This is a genomic window from Kosakonia sp. BYX6, from assembly GCF_038449125.1.
Taxonomy (GTDB): Bacteria; Pseudomonadota; Gammaproteobacteria; order Enterobacterales; family Enterobacteriaceae; genus Kosakonia; species Kosakonia calanthes.
In genome coordinates, this window is record NZ_CP151800.1 from 1,635,320 (window position 1) to 1,654,992 (window position 19,673).

At 54.2% G+C, this 19,673-nt stretch carries 17 protein-coding genes; 6 read left to right on the plus strand and 11 right to left on the minus strand.

The annotated features are described in order from the left end of the window. The first annotated feature begins 44 nt into the window (after window positions 1-44). Entirely contained in the window at window positions 45-389 is a 345-nt protein-coding gene (locus AAEY27_RS07650; RefSeq protein WP_342324367.1) for a YejG family protein, read from the plus strand. Between the two features lie 3 nt (window positions 390-392). Here AAEY27_RS07650 and yejF read toward each other — a convergent pair whose 3' ends face one another. The 9 genes from yejF to AAEY27_RS07695 all read right to left on the minus strand — a co-directional run bounded on the left by yejF (window position 393) and on the right by AAEY27_RS07695 (window position 12,054). Beyond that, the gene (gene yejF / locus AAEY27_RS07655; RefSeq protein ID WP_342324368.1) at window positions 393-1,982 is read right to left on the minus strand and encodes a microcin C ABC transporter ATP-binding protein YejF; all 1,590 of its coding nucleotides are present in this window, start codon (window positions 1,980-1,982) and stop codon (window positions 393-395) included. A 1-nt stretch (window position 1,983) separates the two neighbouring features. Beyond that, window positions 1,984-3,009: a microcin C ABC transporter permease gene (locus AAEY27_RS07660; protein WP_342324369.1), complete on the minus strand. Its 1,026-nt coding sequence runs from the start codon at window positions 3,007-3,009 to the stop codon at window positions 1,984-1,986. Next, window positions 3,009-4,109: a microcin C ABC transporter permease YejB gene (locus AAEY27_RS07665; protein WP_342324370.1), complete on the minus strand. Its 1,101-nt coding sequence runs from the start codon at window positions 4,107-4,109 to the stop codon at window positions 3,009-3,011. Before AAEY27_RS07665 ends, AAEY27_RS07660 begins: the two co-directional genes overlap by 1 nt. Before the next feature lie 9 nt (window positions 4,110-4,118). After that, the gene (locus AAEY27_RS07670) at window positions 4,119-5,930 is read right to left on the minus strand and encodes an extracellular solute-binding protein (RefSeq protein WP_342324371.1); all 1,812 of its coding nucleotides are present in this window, start codon (window positions 5,928-5,930) and stop codon (window positions 4,119-4,121) included. Between the two features lie 94 nt (window positions 5,931-6,024). Beyond that, entirely contained in the window at window positions 6,025-7,581 is a 1,557-nt protein-coding gene (locus AAEY27_RS07675) for a cyclic di-GMP phosphodiesterase (protein WP_342324372.1), read from the minus strand. Window positions 7,582-7,749: 168 nt separating this feature from the next. Further along, window positions 7,750-8,313: a bifunctional murein DD-endopeptidase/murein LD-carboxypeptidase gene (mepS, locus tag AAEY27_RS07680; protein WP_342324374.1), complete on the minus strand. Its 564-nt coding sequence runs from the start codon at window positions 8,311-8,313 to the stop codon at window positions 7,750-7,752. A 434-nt stretch (window positions 8,314-8,747) separates the two neighbouring features. Then, window positions 8,748-9,449, minus strand: a complete 702-nt coding sequence (locus tag AAEY27_RS07685; RefSeq protein WP_342324376.1) for a phosphatase PAP2 family protein — start codon at window positions 9,447-9,449, stop codon at window positions 8,748-8,750. Between the two features lie 40 nt (window positions 9,450-9,489). After that, window positions 9,490-10,470: a CobW family GTP-binding protein gene (locus tag AAEY27_RS07690; protein WP_342324378.1), complete on the minus strand. Its 981-nt coding sequence runs from the start codon at window positions 10,468-10,470 to the stop codon at window positions 9,490-9,492. Between the two features lie 117 nt (window positions 10,471-10,587). Continuing rightward, window positions 10,588-12,054, minus strand: a complete 1,467-nt coding sequence (locus tag AAEY27_RS07695; RefSeq protein WP_342324380.1) for a mannitol dehydrogenase family protein — start codon at window positions 12,052-12,054, stop codon at window positions 10,588-10,590. A gap of 207 nt (window positions 12,055-12,261) precedes the next feature. Here AAEY27_RS07695 and uxuA point away from each other — a divergent pair, with 207 nt between their 5' ends. After that, a complete protein-coding gene (gene uxuA / locus AAEY27_RS07700) occupies window positions 12,262-13,452 on the plus strand; it encodes a mannonate dehydratase (protein WP_342324382.1) in 1,191 nt (396 codons plus the stop codon). Window positions 13,453-13,541: 89 nt separating this feature from the next. Here uxuA and yeiP read toward each other — a convergent pair whose 3' ends face one another. Next, window positions 13,542-14,114, minus strand: a complete 573-nt coding sequence (yeiP, locus tag AAEY27_RS07705; protein ID WP_342324384.1) for an elongation factor P-like protein YeiP — start codon at window positions 14,112-14,114, stop codon at window positions 13,542-13,544. 166 nt (window positions 14,115-14,280) lie between these two features. Here yeiP and AAEY27_RS07710 point away from each other — a divergent pair, with 166 nt between their 5' ends. From AAEY27_RS07710 to fruA, 4 genes are all read left to right on the plus strand, one after another. Then, window positions 14,281-14,535 (plus strand): YkgJ family cysteine cluster protein, encoded by a 255-nt coding sequence (locus tag AAEY27_RS07710; RefSeq protein ID WP_342324385.1) that lies wholly within the window; start codon window positions 14,281-14,283, stop codon window positions 14,533-14,535. A gap of 280 nt (window positions 14,536-14,815) precedes the next feature. Beyond that, window positions 14,816-15,946, plus strand: coding sequence for a fused PTS fructose transporter subunit IIA/HPr protein (fruB, locus tag AAEY27_RS07715; RefSeq protein ID WP_342324387.1), 1,131 nt, complete (start codon window positions 14,816-14,818; stop codon window positions 15,944-15,946). Then, entirely contained in the window at window positions 15,947-16,885 is a 939-nt protein-coding gene (gene fruK, locus AAEY27_RS07720) for a 1-phosphofructokinase (protein WP_342324388.1), read from the plus strand. 16 nt (window positions 16,886-16,901) lie between these two features. Further along, window positions 16,902-18,593: a PTS fructose transporter subunit IIBC gene (gene fruA, locus AAEY27_RS07725; RefSeq protein ID WP_342324390.1), complete on the plus strand. Its 1,692-nt coding sequence runs from the start codon at window positions 16,902-16,904 to the stop codon at window positions 18,591-18,593. Between the two features lie 173 nt (window positions 18,594-18,766). On the opposite strand, the gene nfo is transcribed toward fruA, so the two are convergent. After that, window positions 18,767-19,624 (minus strand): deoxyribonuclease IV, encoded by an 858-nt coding sequence (nfo, locus tag AAEY27_RS07730; protein WP_342324391.1) that lies wholly within the window; start codon window positions 19,622-19,624, stop codon window positions 18,767-18,769. Window positions 19,625-19,673: the final 49 nt, after the last annotated feature.

The following is a 19,673-nucleotide window of genomic DNA, read 5'->3' on the forward strand; positions in this document are numbered from 1 at the left end:
AAGTGTGAAATATTTGTGAAGTGAATGTGCTTCTGGGGAAAAAAGTGAATACATTACAGCTCTCAATCGTCCACCGTTTGCCCCAGTGTTATCGCTGGCTGGATGGTTTTGCAGGGGCAAAAGTTGAACCGATTCCGCAGAACGGACTCGCGGCTGATGATGCGCTTGTCGGGTTGAAACTGTTAAGCCCAGACGGCGACAAAGCCTGGCCAGTGATGCAGAAACTCAGCCAGGCGCTCAGCGATATCGAAGTGAATTGTTCCGTACTGGAATGCGAAGGGGAACCGTGCCTGTTCGTTAACTGCCAGGATGAGTTTGCCGCGACGTGCCGTCTGAAAAATTTCGGCGTGGCCATTGCGGAACCCTTCTCAAATTACAACCCTTTCTGACCCTCAGCTTAGCGCCAGAAGCTGGCGTGTATACGCTTGCTGAGGCTCGTCAAACACGCGCCGACACTCTCCCTGCTCAATCACTTCGCCCTGTTTCAGCACAATCACCTGATGGCACAACGTGCGCACCACGTGTAAATCGTGGCTGATAAAGATGTACGCCAGCCGGTGCGTTTGCTGAAGGGACTTCAACAGCGCGAGGATTTGCGATTGCACGGTGCGATCCAGCGATGAGGTTGGCTCGTCGAGAATGATCAGTTCAGGTTTGAGGATCAGCGCGCGGGCGATAGCAATACGCTGGCGTTGACCACCGGAAAACTCACCCGGAAAACGCCGCCGCGTTTCGGCATCCAGCCCCACTTCCTGCATGACTTCAATCACCCGCTGTTCGCGATCCTCGCGCGACAACTCAGGGTGGTGCACTCGCAACCCTTCTTCGATGATTTGCTGCACATTCAGCCGTGGGTTTAACGCCGAGTTCGGATCCTGGAACACCACCTGAATGCGATGGCGCACCGGCAACATCTGCTTACGGTTCCATAAATGCAGCGGTTTGCCGTCAAACAAAATCGTGCCTTGTGAATGTATCAGGCGCAGCAGAGCCAGCCCGGTGGTGCTTTTACCGGAACCGGATTCGCCCACCAATCCTAGCGTTTCCCCTGGGCGCAGCGTAAAGCTGATGCTTTTTACCACCGGATTATGCTCGACGACGCGTTTGAAAATCCCTTTACGCACCGGGAAGCTGATGCCGAGGTTTTCCACCTGCAACAGTGGCTTCGCATCGGCTGGCAGCGAAACGGGTTCGCCGTGCGGTTCGCTGTTAAGCAGCTTTTGCGTGTAAGGATGAGTCGGCGCGCAAAACAGCGCCTGAGCACTGTTTTGCTCCACGCACAGGCCGTTTTGCATCACCGCCACATTGTCGGCCAGCTTGCGCACGATGCTCAAATCATGGGTGATAAACAGCAACCCCATATTCAGCTCATCGCGTAATTCACGCAGCAGGGTGAGGATTTGCGCCTGCACCGAAACATCCAGCGCGGTCGTGGGTTCGTCCGCAATCAGCAGCTCCGGGCGCGTCAGCAAGGCCATCGCAATCATTACGCGCTGGCGTTCGCCGCCGGAAAGCTGATGCGGGAAATCCGCCAGCCGGTTGCGGGCGTTACGAATACCCACACGGTCAAGGCAATTGAGAATTTCCGCTCGCGCTGCTTCCCTACGCATGCCACGGTGCAGCGAGAGCACTTCATAAAGTTGTTTTTCCAGCGTATGCAGCGGGTTTAGGGAGATCATCGGCTCCTGAAAAATCATGGCGATTTTATTGCCGCGCACGCCGCGCAGGGTTCTTTCATTGGCATGCAGCAAGGATTCGCCGTGAAACAGAATATCACCCGACGGATACTCCACCGGCGGCGAGGGCAGCAAACGCAGAATAGATAGCGCGCTGACGCTTTTGCCGGAGCCGGATTCACCGACCAGCGCCAGGGTTTCACCGGCTTCCACGCGCAGCGATAAATCCTTGACCACTGTGCGCACGGTGTTTTGCTGGCGAAACGCGATGGTTAATGAATCAACGGTAAGCAGGGGAGAAGTCATCTTACACCGCCTTATTAGGGTCAAACGCGTCGCGCACGGCTTCGCCGATAAAAATCAGCAACGAGAGCAGCAGGGCGGTGGAGAGAAACGCAGCGATACCCAGCCACGGCGCCTGGAGATTGTTTTTCCCTTGCAATAGCAATTCGCCAAGGGAAGGGGAGCCAAGCGGCAAACCGAAGCCGAGAAAATCCAGTGAGGTCAATGTGCCCACCGAACCGCTAAGAATAAAAGGCAAAAACGTCAGCGTTGCCACCATGGCGTTCGGCAACATATGGCGCAGCATAATGCCGCGATCGCTAACGCCCATTGCCTGAGCGGCGCGGATATAGTCGAAATTTCGCGTGCGTAGAAACTCAGCGCGCACCACGCTGACCAGCGTCATCCAGCCAAAGAGCACGGTAATGCCCAACAGCCACCAGAAATCAGGTTGAATTACGCTGGAAAGCAGGATTATCAAAAACAACGTCGGTAAGCCGGACCAGACTTCAATGAAGCGCTGCCCCAGCAGATCGATTTTCCCGCCGTAATAACCTTGTATCGCCCCCGCCAGAATGCCAATCACGCTGGATAAAATCGTCAGCATCAGGCCGAACAGCAAAGAGATGCGTGTGCCATAAAGAATCCGCGCCAGCACATCGCCGCCGTTGGCATCGGTGCCGAGCCAGTTTTGCGCCGAAGGCGGGGAGGGGAAAGGTTGTGTGGTGGCGTAATTAATACTGCGCGCGCCGAAACGCACCGGCGCCCACAATGCCCAACCATGTTCGCTAAGCTGTTTTTGCAGCCATGGGTCCTGGTAATCAGCAGGCGTGGCGAGCGGCCCGCCGAAGTCGCTTTCGCTGTAATCCTTGAAAACCGGTGCATACCACTCGCCCTGGTAACGCACCAGCAGGGGCTTATCATTGGCGACCAGCTCCGCAAACAGGCTAACAATAAAAATCAGCAAAAAAATCCACAAAGACCAGTAACCCCGACGGTTATGGCGAAAACGCGCCCAGCGGGCCTGGTTGACGTAGCTTAGTTGAAACATCAGCGCCCCTCGAAATCGATACGCGGATCCACCAGCGTATAGCTGACATCACTGAGGATATTCAGCAGCAGGCCGATCAGAGAGAAAATATAGAGCGTGCCAAACATCACCGGGTAATCGCGCGAAACGGTAGATTCATAGCCCAACAGGCCGAGGCCATTAAGGGAGAAAATCACTTCAATCAGCAGCGAGCCGGTGAAAAACATGCTGATAAATGTCGCCGGAAACCCGGCAATCACCAGTAACATGGCGTTACGGAACACATGCTTGCGCATAATATTGCGCTCGCTCACCCCTTTGGCGCGGGCGGTGACCACGTATTGTTTGCGGATCTCATCCAGAAACGAGTTTTTGGTCAGCATGGTCAGCGCCGCAAAGCCGCCAATCACCGTCGCCAGCACCGGTAGCGCGATATGCCACAAATAATCGGTGATTTGTTTGTACCACGGTAGCGTGTCGAAATTAGTCGACACCAGCCCACGCAGCGGGAAGAAGTCGTAATAACTGCCGCCCGCGAAAAAGATAATCAGCAGAATGGCGAACAAAAACGGCGGAATGGCGTAGCCGACAATAATCAGCGCGCTACTCCAGACATCAAAACGACTGCCGTTATAAACCGCTTTACGAATACCGAGCGGGATCGATACCAGATAGATAATCAGCGTGCCCCACAGGCCGATGGTGATGGATACCGGCAGGCTGTCTTTGATGAGCTGCAATACCGAGGCGCTGCGAAACAGGCTGTCGCCAAAGTCAAAGCGCACATAGTCCCACAGCATGGTGAAATAGCGCTGATACATCGGTTTATCAAAACCATAGCGCTGTTTAATCTCTTCAATGACTTGCGGATCGAGCCCACGCCCGCCGCGATAATGGCTTTGATTGCTCAGCGCGTCACCGACGCCAGTGCGCGCATGCGTCGCGCCCATTCCGCCCCCGCCGCTGCCGGGAAGGTTGCTTTGATCGCCGAACTCAATCGCGGCGATAGCCTGATCGACCGGGCCGCCGGGGGCGATTTGCACAATAAAAAAGTTGATGGTGATGATTGCCCAGATCGTAGGAATGATCAGCAATAACCGGCGAATAAGATACGCGCCCATCTCGTCTCCTTAACGTCTGTCGGCGGGCAGTTTTGCCGCCTTGTTTACGTCATACCACCAGGTATCAAACCCAAGCGAGTAGACAGGGCGAATGCCGGGCATGGAAAACTTATCCCAATAAGCGACGCGATCGGCGGCCATAAACCACATTGGCAGCATGTAATAGTTCCATGTCAGCACGCGGTCCAGCGCGCGCCCGAGCGGCAATAATTTCTCTTTATTTCCCTGCCAGCGGTTAATTTGCTCAATCAGGTTATCAATCGCCGGGTTTTGCACGCCGGGGGAATTATATGAAGAGTCGATATACTGCGAACTCCAGGCGATTTGCAAATCCCCGCTCGGCCACGGCTGCGCCCGCCACAGGCGCGGCATCATATCGTAATCGCGGCTGCGCATGCGGTTCGTCGCCTGCGAATTATCAACCTGGCGAATCTCCATGCTGATGCCTAAACGGGCGAGATTGTGCTGAAACGGCAGCACCCATTGCGTGTTGCCGCCTGATGGCAGCAGCAGTTCAAACATGAAAGGTTTGCCAGTTTTGGCATTGACGCGCTGTTGGTTCTTCAGCACCCAGGCGGCTTCTGTCAGCAATTTATCGGCCCGCAAAAGGTTATCGCGGTCATAACCGTCGCCTTTTGATTTGGCTGGGGAATAAATGGAGGTGAACACTTCCGGCGGCACTTGCGATTTTAGCGGGGCCAGCAGCGTCAGTTCATCGGCATCGGGATAATTGCGCGCCGCGTATTCGGTATTCTGGAAATAGCTGTTCGCCCGGCTGTACGCCCCGTAAAACAGGGCTTTGTTCATCCACTCAAAATCGAACGCCAGCGAGACGGCTTCACGGACGCGGCGATCGCTAAACACCGGGCGCTGAATGTTGAATGCCAGCCAGCGGGTGTCCTGCGCTGAGGTATTCGGTTGCTCGTCTTTCACGATATACCCCTTGCTGAAGTTGGTGCCGATATACCGTGTCGCCCAGTTTTTCGCATCGCCTTCGCTGCGCATATCGTAAGCGCCCGCTTTGAACGCTTCGAACGCCACATTGTCGTCGAGGTAGTAGTCGTAGCGAATGTTGTCGAAGTTCCAGCGGCCACGATTGACCGGCAGGTTGGCGGCCCAGTAATTACGCACGCGGGTATAGGCAACATATTGCCCCATCCGCCAGGTGCTGATGCGATACGGCCCGCTGCTGAGCGGCGGTCGCCCAAGCGGATCGCTGAGCTTGTGATCCTTCCAGAACTTCTCTGGCATGACCGGCAGCGTAAGCAGGCTGAGCATATTTTCTTTGCCGGGCGTCGCCAAATCGATGCGCACAGTTAACGGTGAAATCGCTTTAACCGTCGAGCCTTTATAATAAAGGCGAAATTGCGGCACGCCTTCGGTCATAAACTTGTGAAAGGTGAAGGCGACATCGCTGGCGCGGATCGGGGAACCGTCATGAAACACCGCACGGGGATTGATTGAGATCTCCATCCACGAATAATCATCGGCATAGCGCGCCATTTCCGCGACCAGCGGGTAATAGCTGCCGGGTTCATCGTCGGACGTGGTAAACAGGGAGTCATAGAGTGCATCGGTGCGTACTGCGGCATTACCGCGCATCGCGAAGCGGTTAAAGCTGTCGAAGGTGCCGATCATCGAAAGTGTGACGTTTCCACCTTTCGGTGCGGCGGGGTTTACGTAATCGAAATGGGTAAAATTGACGGCGTATTTAGGATCGCCAATCACGGAAAATGAGTCGCTTTCTTTGATGGTCGGTGCTGCATGGCAAAGCAGGCTGGTAAAAGCCAGTAATAGAGCTGAAATACGCGCAAACTTCATTCGCTGTGTCCCTTTGACCCGCAACGCGACAGGCGCGTTAACCTCTTAACGTTGAATAATAAGGGAGGCCTGGCCGGTTGTGAAATTTTTCAGCCTAAAGCTGGCTGGCAAAAGGCGGCGGTTGCCAGACGACGAACTGTTCCAGCGTCATTGGGCGGCTAAAATAATAGCCCTGCAAATAGTGCACACCATGTTCCCGCAGCCATCTGGCTTGTTCCGGTGTTTCAACGCCTTCCGCCACCGTGAGCATATTCAGCCGTTTCGCCAGCGTCAGCACCGCGTCAAGCACCGGCGAGGTCACCGTTTCGGTGCCAATGGCATTGACAAAGCCACGATCGATTTTCAGGTAATCGAATGTAAAACGCTCAAGGTAGATAAGCGCGCTGTGCCCGGTGCCAAAATCGTCAATAGCGACTTCATACCCTTCGTCATGCAAACACTGGAAGACTTCGCTGACTTCTTTATAACGCAGCATGTCCCGTTCGGTTATCTCAAAAACGAGGCTGAAATGGTGCGGCGGCAAGGACTGGGAGAACTGGCGGATATCGTCCATAAAGTTTGGCGCATGTAAATGCCCCGGCGCGATATTCACACCCATCTTCGTGCCTGCCGGTAATAGCGTTTGCAAGACGGGCGCATCGCGGGCAATCAGTTCAAACAGATGCAGCGTCAACGGCACAATCAGTTGCTGGGCTTCGGCAAAGTGAATAAACGCATCGGGCGGAATTTCCCCGGCGGTAGGGTGTTTCCAGCGCATCAGCACTTCGAGGCCGGTCACTTTTAATTCGGCTGCATCAACCACGGGCTGATACACCACATAAAATTGTTCACGCTTGATGCCGGTCAGGATCTCTTTGCCGGGGCGCAAATGGGTATACAGCATCCAGGTCGTCAACAAACCGACCAGCATGCCGAATGTCGCACCCAGCAGCACGGCAAATTGAATATCTTCCGGCAGCCATTTTTGCGCGTAGAGATAAAGAGTGACCGGCGTGCCTTCAATATGCGCGGTGAGAAAAGGGGGTTGTGCAAGATTGCTCAGCACAATGGTGCCCGTGGCGAACGTGGCAAGCGCCCGATCGCCAATACCCAGCGCAATGCCGGTCAGGTCGGGTTGTTGAGAAGCGCTGAACATGTAAGGTGTGAGATTGATATTCAGCGTGGCGAATACGCCACGTTTGTCCAGCAAAGGGCTACGAAACCACAGCGCAATCACGGGATTATCCGGCATCATCGGCGTGCCCGGTAAAATCACCATGTCGGTGGTTTTATTTAAATCGATATCCGCCACCAGATCTTTCATTGGCTCATTCATATCGCCGGTGGCCGAAGAACAAAATGCATTTTGATCTTTAACCAGCAAAAATGCGCGCACGTTCATGCTGAACGCGGCTTTCGACGTGAGTTCACTGGCGACATCGCGACACGGGTTTAACGTCAGCGGCTGCAAGGATTCGGCGGTCGCGCGAATATCGTTAAAGTAGCTGGAAAAAGAAGCCTGGATATTGCTGAGCAGCGCATCGTATTTGGCTTCACGACTTTTCTGCTCAAACCAGAGTTGCACACCGCCAACCATCAATGCTGAAAGCAAAGCCGCAATAAGGCTTATCAGCAAAATCTTTCGGTTAAAGGAAACGGTGCGGGTGAACATGTTGCAGGGCCCATTTCAGATGTTCATGGAGGAGCGCATGGGAAGCGGTCAGATACCTGAGGACTATAACCCGGAAAGCTTCGTATAGCATATTGAAGGCATAAAAAAACACTGCCAGAGCAGTGTTTTTAAACTTAATGCCCGCCAAGGGTAACCGGCATCAAGTGATTAGCTGCGTGTCAGGATGCGTCGTGCTTCATTGTAGCGCTTCTTCCAGTAGGGCTCGTCCAGGTTTGAAATCATCACACCACTGCTGGTGGAGGCATGAACGAATTGGTTATTACCAATATAAATGCCGACATGTCGTCCGGTAGAACCCGCTTTAAAGAGTACCAGGTCGCCCGTACGCAAACTGGTGCGCGAGATGGACTTGCCGGTTTCTTGCTGTTCCCATGTGGAACGCGGCAGTTCTAAACCAAACTGTTCACGGAAAGTGCGCTGCACAAAGCCGGAACAATCGATGCCTTTTTTGGTGTCGCCGCCGAGGCGGTAACGCACGCCTTTCCAGTCGGCATACTGATCCATAATTCGGTTTTTAACATCGAGATTACGAACCAGATTTTCAAATTCATCCTGAGAAGCTTGCAGTGAAGAAGTCTCTTCGCCCACAGCATGCGTCTCAGGATGCATATTCTTTGCGGTATTCGTTGAACAAGCTGAAAGCAGTACCGCTACTGCGATCGCGGGAATCGCCCGCACGATATATCTCAAAATCGGCTGAGACGTGACCATGTTGCTTATTTTCCCTTGAAGTCCTTAACGATAATATCGTTATAAAAAATGCCAACGCAGCGAGATTAATTATCTGTATGCATCAAGACAAATACTCGGGCCTGAATTTGTGGAGGAACCCACAAATTAATGCACTGTGTAACGCGCAATGAGAATAAAAGCACTCTTTGCGACAAGACGAACCGAGGTTACCTGAACATCTAATGCATGGCGAGTGCTTTTATTCAATTTTTTATAAGAAATTGTGATACAGAAATCGAATTTATGGATTTGATCAAAAAATAAACAATTTAAGTAAAATAGCGCGTAAAGTGCTCTTTTTTAGACCGATTGCGATGGCGGGAAAATGACAAAATTAGGCAAACGCCGGGAATTTTCATTAGGGATCGAAAATAATCCCTAATGAATATTGTTAATTGATGTTCGAAAGTTGTTCAAATTTTGTTTTTTTGAGGCAGGTGACGATCAAAAAGTCCGATAATTTTATCGCTTAACGGCGTCATCAGGCACCACGGCATACCGATCAGCACCACAGATAACGAACCCACTGCAATGTCCGTAAACCAATGTGCGCCAATCATCACACGCGGAAAGGCGAAGACCACAAAAATAAGCAGGGCAATGCTAAACGCTTTTTTACCGAAATAACGTAGCATCACCGTCGCAAAAATAAGCAACATCATGCCGTGATCGCCCGGAAAACTGTCTTTGGACGCGTCTTTCGTCGGGAAGTTAAGCAGGTCGCTCACGCGATAAATATCCGTAAAGAAGAGTGACGGGCTGGCGCGCTTCACCGGGATGAGAAGCTGGCCGAGCTGGTTCAGCACCACCGCCAGCAACAGCATGGTCAGGCCAATCACCACCACACGGCGGCGGCCGCTTTGATCCGCCGGGATCCAAAATGTCAACATCAAACAGCCCATGGCCAACAGCGAACAGGCGTCGAACGCACGGTTATTGGTCAGCGCCACAAACCACAGGTACACGCGGCTTTCAACCAGCCCGTGGTTGAAAAAGTGGAAAATAGACGAATCCAGCGGGAACCAAAAACCATGGTTCACGGGCAAGTACCAGGACATAAACAGAGCTAGTCCCAGCGCATTAAAAAGCAAAATAAGCGGTAATCGAGTTTTCATCACGAAGGTATTTTAAATTTACACAAACGCAACGTTAGTCTTACTCACTTAAACGAAGCTTCAACAAAGCCGACTGAAGTGTGTTCCAGTCCGCTTCCGAAGCGGTGATTAGCTCGATTCGACTATCCGGCGGCGCAACGTTTTGCGTTTCGATATGCAAATCCTGCCCCTGGCGATTAACGCGCAGCAAACCTTCCGGAATCCGCATCACCCCTTTCACGCGCTCGACCGGCGCAAGTCGCGCCCACTCCAGCAAACCCACAGTGTCAAAAACCGTATCGGCATCAAAAATCCAACCGCACGCTTGATGGCCTTGCCCGCTGTTCAGGTTACGACGCCAGCGTTGGTGCGCCGGTAAACTTAATGCAGCCAGCCCTTTTTTCTCACCGTGCGCATGAGAATGTTCGGCGCTGGCGGGCAGTTCGCGCATGTTACGGCGCGGAAGGTCGAGCAGGTCGCCATCAATTACGCCCTGCGTGGCGGTCACTTGCAGGCGATCGCCGCCAAACTCGGCCCACCATTTCTCCAGCGCCTGCTGGCTTTGCGCCGTTGCGCGGTCCTGCTTGTTGGCGACAATGATGTCTGCTGCCGCCAGCTGGTCGCGAAAATTTTCATTGGTAAGGGCTTTTTCATCTAATAGCTGGCGTGGATCGAGCAGGCAGAGCGTCGCGCGCAGATCAATCCACGGTTCGTACACCGCGGCGTTAAGCATATCGAGGATCTGTTTGGGATGGCCCAGCCCGGTCGGTTCAATCAACAGGCGGTCAGGTTTGCCCTTGCGCAGCAACGTATTCAGGCCGACCTGCATCGGCAGGCCATTCACGCAGCACATGCAGCCACCGGGAATCTCTTTGAGCAGCGCGCCGCTGTCGGCCAGCAAGGCGCCATCAATCCCGATTTCACCAAACTCATTGACCAGCACCGCCCATTTTTCCTGCGGATCTTTATTGGCCAGCAAATGCAAAATGGAGGTGGTTTTGCCGCTTCCGAGAAAGCCAGTGATGAGGTTGGTTTTGGTCACAAGGACTCCAGGCGTCTTAATAATGAGAATAACGCACAATCCTGGCTAAAAAAGGTGAAAAAGAGAAGGGGGCGGACGGTGCATAGCATTTACCGCCCGCGTTAAGCGCAGCAATTGTTAATTGTTCAGCGCACTTTTTACAGCACCGTGCGCGCCGTTGGCCTCAATGCTTTGCCATGCCGCGCTGACGGCATCAACAAATGCCGGGTTGAGCGGCAAGTCGTTGCCGAAAATTTCCTTCAGCGCCAGCAGGGCGGTAACGCGCTCTTCACTGCTGCTGGTTTCAACAATGGCGTGGATTTTATCCGCCAGCGGATCGCGGATATCAATCGGCTGGCCAGCATCGTCGACGCCGCTGACATAACGCATCCAGCCGGCAATGCCCAGCGCCAGCAGCGGCCAGTGGCTTTCCCGCGCTAAATGCACGCGAATCCCTTCCAACATGCGCTGCGGAAGCTTCTGGCTGCCATCCATGGCGATTTGCCATGTCCGGTGTTTCAGCGCCGGATTCGCGAAACGCTCAATCAGGCTATCGGCATAGGCGGTGAGATCGACTCCGGTGATGCGCAGTGTAGGCGCTTGCTCGTCGAGCATCAGGCGGCGCGCGGCTTCGCGAAACGCGTCGTCTTGCATGCAGTCGTTGATATGCGCAAAACCAGCCAGATACCCTAAATACGCCAGAAACGAGTGGCTGCCGTTGAGCATGCGTAATTTCATCTGCTCCCAGGGCTGCACATCCTGCACCAGTTGCGCGCCTGCGGCTTCCCACTCCGGGCGCCCGGCGACAAAATTGTCTTCAATTACCCACTGAATAAACGGCTCACAGCTGATGGCACACGGGTCAGAGACACCAAGTACCTCACCAATTTCCTCAAGGGATTCTTGCGTCGCCGCAGGCACTATGCGATCCACCATCGTTGCCGGGAAGCTGACGTGTTTTTCTATCCACTGCGCCAATTCCGGGGAGCTCGTTTGCGCCATGCCCAGCACGGCGTTTTTCACCACGTGACCGTTGTCCGGAATGTTATCGCAGGAGAGCACGGTAAAGGGAGGCAACCCGCGTTCACGGCGGCGATGCAGCGCTTCCACCAAAATGCCCGGCGCAGAGTGGGGTTCTTGCGGGTGCTGAAGATCGTGGGCAATGCGCGGCTGGTTCAGATCGAGTTTGCCACTGGCAGGATCAATGCAATAACCCTTTTCGGTGATGGTCAGCGAAACGATCGCCACTTGCGGTTCGCAGAACTTTTCAATTATTGCGGGCAATGAATCGAGTTTGGCGTTCAAACATTCGTTGACTGCGCCAATAATGATGGGTTGGTTACCGTTCGCGCCTTTTTCCAACACGGTATACAGGTGATTTTGCTCGCGTAATTGCGACATCAGCACATCGCCGCTGAACAGGCTGATTTCACAAATACCCCAGTCACCGCCTTTCGCGTTCAGCACCCGATCGGTCAACAGCGCCTGATGCGCGCGATGGAATGCGCCAAAGCCGAAGTGCACAATTCGCGAACGCAGAAGGGCGCGATCATACTGAGGTTGTTGCACCGTTGCCGGAAGCGTTACGGAGGCAATTGTTTTCATCTCTATACACCTGATTAACCAATAATTAACAACATGCAGTGTAAAGTTATATGACAGCAAAAAGAATTGGTATGCCGTAAATATCCGGGGAATGTGAGCTGGATCAATCATTGTTGCGGCAGGATTTGACCATCAATAATTAGCATGTATGGTAGTCGTCAATGTATTATCTGTATTGGTATAACAACTTTTTTTGAGGAAAAAGCGATGGAACAAACCTGGCGTTGGTATGGACCGAATGATCCGGTATCTCTTGATGATGTACGTCAGGCAGGCGCGACAGGCGTCGTGACCGCACTGCACCACATTCCGAACGGTCAGGTTTGGCCGGTTGAGGAGATCAAAGCACGCCAGGCGCTGCTGGCAGAAAAAGGGCTCACCTGGTCAGTGGTGGAAAGCATCCCGGTTCATGAAGAGATTAAAACCCACTCCGGGCAGTATGAAACGTGGATTGCCAACTACCAGCAAAGCATTCGCAACCTGGCGACCTGCGGCATCGACACCGTCTGCTACAACTTTATGCCGATCCTCGACTGGACGCGTACCGACCTTGAATATGAACTGCCGGATGGCTCGAAAGCGCTGCGTTTTGACCAGATCGCTTTCGCGGCGTTCGAGCTGCATATCCTGAAACGCAAAGGCGCACAAGCCGATTACAGCGAAGAAGAGCAGCGTCAAGCGCAGGCGTATTTTAATGCCATGAGCGCGGCTGAAATTGAAAAGCTAACGCGCAATATCATCGCTGGCCTGCCGGGTGCGGAAGAGGGCTACACGCTGGATCAGTTCCGTGCGCGTCTGGCGGAGTATGATGGCATCGACAAAGCGCAACTGCGCGAGAACATGGCCTATTTCCTGCGCGCCATTGTGGCGGTTGCCGAAGAAGTGGGCGTGCGCCTGGCGGTACACCCGGATGATCCACCGCGTCCAATCCTTGGCCTGCCACGTATCGTTTCTACCCTTGAAGATATGCAGTGGCTGAAAGAGGCGGTGGACAGCGTTAATAACGGTTTCACCATGTGCACCGGTTCTTATGGCGTGCGTGCCGATAACGATTTGGTGCGCATGATTGAGACTTTCGGCGACCGTATTCACTTTACGCACCTGCGTTCAACGTGCCGCGAAGATAACCCGAAAACTTTCCACGAAGCCGCGCATCTGCAAGGCGATGTCGATATGGTTTCTGTGGTTGCCGCCATCCTGACCGAAGAGCAGCGCCGTAAGAAAGCGGGCGATTTGCGTCCGATTCCATTCCGCCCGGATCACGGTCACCAAATGTTGGACGATCTGCGTAAGAAAACGAACCCAGGGTATTCGGCGATTGGCCGCCTGAAAGGGATGGCAGAAGTGCGCGGTGTTGAGCTGGCGCTGAAGAAAACGTTGTTTCGCGACCTACTATAACCGTATATCAGATCCGCGAACCTCGTAGCTCTGATAAGCGAAGCGCCATCAGGCAAAAAAAAGCCTCCACATCTGGAGGCTTTTTTCTATCAATCCGCGCGGCCCATATAGCGGCGCTCTTCGATATGAATGCGGATTTTCTCACCCGTCGTCAGGTATTCAGGCACCTGCACCACCAGACCGGTGTTCAATGTCGCTGGCTTGGTACGGGAGCTGGCAGAGGCGCCTTTAATTCCCGGAGCCGTTTCCACAATTTCCAGGTCAACAGTTTGCGGCAGTTCCAGCGCTAGCAACTGGCCATCCCACAGCAGAACCTGCATATCCGGCATGCCACCTTCCGGAATAAACTGCAACTCTTCTTCAATCTGGTCTTTGGTGAAGGTATACGGCGTGTAATCTTCTTTATCCATAAACACGTATTCGTTGCCATCCACATAAGAGAAGTCAACAAAACGGCGGTTCAGAGATACGGTATCAACGATATCGTCGCCTTTAAAACGCTCTTCCACTTTCAGCCCGGTACGGACATCGGAAAAACGCATTTTGTAGAGAGTTGCTGCGCCGCGGGCGCTCGGTGACTGAATATCAATATCTTTAACAATCAGCAGTTTGCCGTTGAAATTCAGCACCATACCTTTTTTAATTTCATTCGCTCTTGGCATTGCAAGGGTCCTGTAAATTGAAAATAACGAAAATATCGCGACAAACTACTCGCGAGGGCCTTTCCAGGCAAGTGGAATTGATGCGTTTTGCGTTCATCAGGTAAAAGATGTTAGCTTGCCCGCAAGCGCGCTATTCCGGCGCGTTGTGCAATAAAAGAGAGCCACTATGCAATGCCGCCCGGACTGTGGAGCATGCTGTACCGCCCCGTCCATCAGTAGCCCGATTCCCGGCATGCCCAACGGTAAACCGGCCAATACGCCCTGCGTACAACTTGATGCGCAGCAACGTTGTAAAATCTTCGCTTCGCCACTGCGCCCGAAGGTCTGCGCCGGGCTGCAACCCAGCCGCGATATGTGTGGCGCAAACCGCGAACAAGCCATGGTGTACTTGCTCGATCTTGAAAACCAGACTGCGCCTTAATCCCACCACAAACTCCTTATATTCCTTTTTATGCTGACGCTGCTGAACATTCTTTGCTGACCGTAAAAATCACGTCAGCAAATTTGCGCTAACCGCATGTGAAATGTGCAGTACCTCAAAAATCTGAAATGCAGATTAAGAGATTTCTTGATCGCTGGAAGAAAAAAGTGAAGACTCCTTGAAACGTTTCAGCGTCATCATGCCGACTTAAATCAACGGCGGTGACGCGCCATTTCTCAAGTTAGCTGAAACGATTCAATTTCAGTGGGAGAGGAGTTACATGTTCCAGTTATCCGTTCAGGACATCCATCCTGGCCAGCAGGCCGGTAATAAAGAAGACGCTATTCGCCAGATCGCTGCGGCGCTGGTCGACGCCGGCAACGTCGCCGACGGCTACGTTAACGGCATGCTTGCGCGCGAGCAGCAGACATCAACCTATCTGGGTAATGGCATTGCCATTCCGCACGGTACTACCGACACACGCGACCAGGTGCTGAAAACCGGCGTGAAAGTTTTCCAGTTCCCGCAGGGCATCCTGTGGAGTGAAGGCCAGGTGGCCTATGTCGCTATCGGTATCGCTGCCAGTTCTGATGAGCACCTCGGTTTGCTGCGTCAGCTGACGCACGTGCTGAGCGACGATTCCGTTGCCGCACAACTGCAATCTGCGACGACCGCAGAAGAGTTGCGCGCCCTGCTGATGGGTGAAAAACAGAGCGCTGCGCTGAAGCTGGACAACGAAACCCTGTCCCTTGACGTTAACGCTAACTCGCTTGTGACCTTACAAGCGCTGAACGCGGCGCGCCTGAAAGAAGCGGGCGCGGTAGATGCCGCTTATGTTACCCGCGCTATCAACGATCAACCCCTGAATCTCGGTCAAGGTATCTGGCTGAACGACAGTGCTGAAGGCAACTTGCTGAGCGCTATTGCGGTAAGCCGCGCCGCTGCGCCTTTTGAAGTCGACGGGGAAAGCGCCGCGCTGCTGGTGAGCGTATCCATGGCTGATGAACAGCCGGTTGCCGTGCTGAAGCGCCTGAGCGACTTGCTGCTGAGCAATAAAGCTGACCGCTTGCTGAATGCCGACGCGGCAACGCTACTGGCGTTGCTGACCAGCGACGATGCCATTGCTGAGGATCTGCTGACGGCAGAATTCGTGGTGCGCAACGAACACGGCCTGCACGCCCGTCCGGGCACCATGCTGGTGAACACCATCAAACAGTTCAGCAGTGAAATCACCGTCACCAACCTTGATGGTTCCGGTAAACCGGCCAATGGACGCAGCCTGATGAAAGTGGTTGCGCTTGGTGTTAAGAAAGGTCACCACCTGCGTTTCACCGCGCAAGGCGATGACGCTGAACAGGCGCTGAAAGCGATTGGCGATGCCATCGCCGCAGGTCTGGGAGAGGGCGTATAAATGAGCAGACGTGTCGCCACAATTACTCTTAATCCGGCCTATGATCTGGTCGGTTTCACCCCGGAAGTTGAACGCGGTGAAGTGAACCTGGTTCGCACCACTGGCCTGCACGCTGCGGGCAAAGGTATCAACGTTGCGAAAGTGCTGAAAGATCTCGGCATCGATGTCACCGTTGGCGGTTTCCTCGGTAAAGACAACCAGGACGGTTTCCAGCAGTTGTTCAGCGAACTGGGCATTGCTAATCGCTTCCAGGTTGTACAGGGGCGTACTCGCATTAACGTCAAGCTGACAGAGAAAGACGGCGAAGTGACCGACTTTAATTTCTCCGGCTTCGAAGTGACGCCAGCCGACTGGGAACGTTTCGTGACCGATTCACTGACCTGGCTTGGTCAGTTCGATATGGTCTGCGTCAGCGGTAGTCTGCCGTCCGGCGTAACCCCGGAAGCCTTCACCGACTGGATGACGCGCCTGCGTAGCCAGTGTCCGTGCATTATTTTCGACAGCAGCCGTGACGCGCTGGTGGCGGGGCTGAAAGCCGCGCCGTGGCTGGTGAAACCGAACCGTCGCGAGCTGGAAATCTGGGCCGGTCGCAAATTACCTGAATTAAAGGACGTTATTGAAGCGGCTCACGCACTTCGCGAGCAGGGAATTGCCCATGTGGTGATTTCGCTGGGCGCAGAAGGGGCGTTGTGGGTCAACGCTTCGGGTGAATGGATCGCCAAACCGCCGTCAATGGAAGTGGTAAGCACCGTTGGCGCAGGGGACTCAATGGTTGGCGGCCTGATTTATGGTCTGCTGATGCGTGAGTCCAGTGAACATACTTTACGCCTGGCCACCGCTGTCGCTGCACTGGCGGTCAGTCAGAGTAACGTAGGCATTACCGACCGTACCCAGTTAGCCGCGATGATGGCGCGAGTTGACTTAAAACCCTTTAACTAACAGCAGGAGAGGCATAATGAAAACGCTGCTGATTATTGACGCCGAACTCGGGCAGGCCCGCGCCTATATGGCGAAGACCCTGCTTGGCGCGGCGGCGCAGAAAGCTAATTTGCAATTTATCGATAACCCAGGCGAAGCAGAACTGGTTATCGTTCTGGGCAGCCAGTTGCCAAATGACAGCGCACTGAGCGGGAAAAAGGTCTGGCTGGGCGATATCAATCGCGCGGTCGCACACCCGGAGTTGTTCCTGAGCGAAGCGAAAAACCATGCCGCGCCGTACACCGCACCGGCCGCTGCGCCAGCGGCTGTTACGTCTAACGGTCCGAAACGTATCGTGGCAGTGACTGCATGCCCGACCGGCGTTGCGCACACCTTTATGGCGGCGGAAGCAATCGAAACCGAAGCGAAAAAACGCGGCTGGTGGGTGAAAGTGGAAACCCGTGGTTCCGTGGGCGCTGGCAATGCCATCACCCCGGAAGAAGTGGCACAAGCGGATTTAGTGATTGTTGCCGCGGATATCGAAGTGGACCTGGCAAAATTCGCCGGCAAACCGATGTATCGCACCACCACGGGCCTGGCGCTGAAGAAAACCGCGCAGGAGCTGGATAAAGCCGTGGCTGAAGCGAAGCTTTTCCAGCCGTCTGGTAAAGCGCAGTCTGATGCGTCTGAAGGTAAGAAAGAGAGCGTTGGCGCCTATCGTCACCTACTGACGGGTGTTTCTTATATGCTGCCGATGGTGGTGGCGGGCGGTCTGCTGATCGCGCTGTCCTTTGCTTTTGGCATCACCGCATTTAAAGAACAAGGCACGCTGGCGGCTGCGCTGATGAATATCGGTGGTGGTTCAGCCTTTGCGTTGATGGTGCCTGTGCTGGCGGGCTTTATCGCCTTCTCCATCGCCGACCGTCCGGGTCTGACGCCGGGTCTTATCGGCGGGATGCTCGCGGTGAGCACCGGTTCTGGTTTTATCGGCGGTATCATTGCCGGTTTCCTCGCGGGTTACATTGCGAAAGGGATCAGTAAAGGCCTGAAGCTGCCGCCGAGTATGGAAGCGCTGAAACCGATCCTGATCATTCCGCTGGTGTCCAGCCTGATCGTTGGTCTGGCGATGATCTACCTGATCGGTACGCCGGTAGCGAAAATTCTCGCGGGTCTGACATCCTGGCTGCAAACCATGGGTACGGCTAACGCGGTTCTGCTGGGCGCAATCCTCGGCGGTATGATGTGTACCGACATGGGCGGGCCGGTGAACAAAGCGGCTTACGCGTTTGGCGTGGGTCTGCTGAGTACGCAAACGTACGCACCAATGGCAGCGATCATGGCGGCCGGTATGGTTCCACCGCTGGCGATGGGCCTGGCGACGATTGTTGCGCGCAACAAGTTCGACAAAGGTCAGCGTGAAGGCGGTAAAGCGGCGCTGGTGCTGGGTCTGTGCTTTATCTCTGAAGGCGCGATTCCGTTCGCCGCGCGCGATCCGATGCGTGTTCTGCCATGCTGTATCGCCGGTGGCGCACTGACTGGTGCTATCTCGATGGCGATTGGCGCGAAACTGATGGCGCCGCACGGTGGTCTGTTTGTCCTGCTGATCCCAGGCGCTATCACGCCGGTGCTGGGCTACTTGCTCGCTATCGTTGCGGGTACGCTGCTGGCGGGTCTGCTGTATGCGCTGCTGAAACGTCCGGAAACGGAAGTGGTTGCGAAAGTCGCATAACGTTCCAATAAATGAAAAAGGCCGCTCAGCGGCCTTTTTTTATGGTGTTGCCGAATGGCGGCTAACGCCTTATCCGGTCTACGGTTTGGGCCGTTCCGCACAGGGGGATTTATGCGGCTGTAGACCTGATAAGCGAAGCGCCATCAGGCAGTTTAACGCCTATTCAATCACGCTTACGCGGCGTCTTCGGCTTTTTGCTGCGCTTTCAACCACGCAATCTCTTCGGCCCAAATATCCGGATTTACGGTTTCCAGAATCATCGGAATGCCGTCGAAACGCGCATCGCGCATGATCCAACGAAACGCGTCATGCCCGATATTGCCTTCACCCAGGCTGTGATGGCGGTCAACCCGGCTGCCGAAGGCGCTTTTGGCGTCATTTAGGTGCATGCCGCGCAAATAGTTAAAACCTACCACTCGGTCAAATTCCGCGAAGGTTTCTGCGGTCGCTTTTTCACTGCGTAAATCGTAACCGGCGGCGAACGCGTGGCAGGTATCAATACACACTCCAACGCGAGATTTATCTTCCACGCCGTCAATGATCGCCGCCAGGTGCTCAAACTTGAATCCCAGGTTGCTGCCCTGGCCGGCAGTGTTTTCAATCACGGCGGTAACGCCTTCGGTCTGCGCCAGCGCAATATTGATGGACTCGGCGATGCGTGCCAGGCAATCCTCTTCGGCGATCTGCATCAAATGGCTGCCGGGGTGGAAGTTCAGCAGCGTCAGTCCGAGTTGTTGGCAGCGAGTCAGCTCATCAATAAAGGCTTCGCGGGATTTCTCCAGCGCTTCGGTAACCGGGTGGCCGAGGTTAATCAAATAGCTGTCATGCGGCAGGATCTGGCCTGGGGAGTAATGGTATTTTTCGCAGGCGGCTTTGAACTCGTCGATGGTTTCCGTGGTCAGCGGCGCGGCACGCCACTGACGCTGGTTCTTGGTAAAGAGCGCAAACGCCGTTGCCTCAATTTCAGCGGCGCGGATGGCTGCATTCGCCACACCGCCGGAGGCGCTCACGTGCGCACCAATGTATTTCATAAAAACTCCTGTTAAAGCCCGCCAGGGGAAAGCGTTAATCATAGCGGGT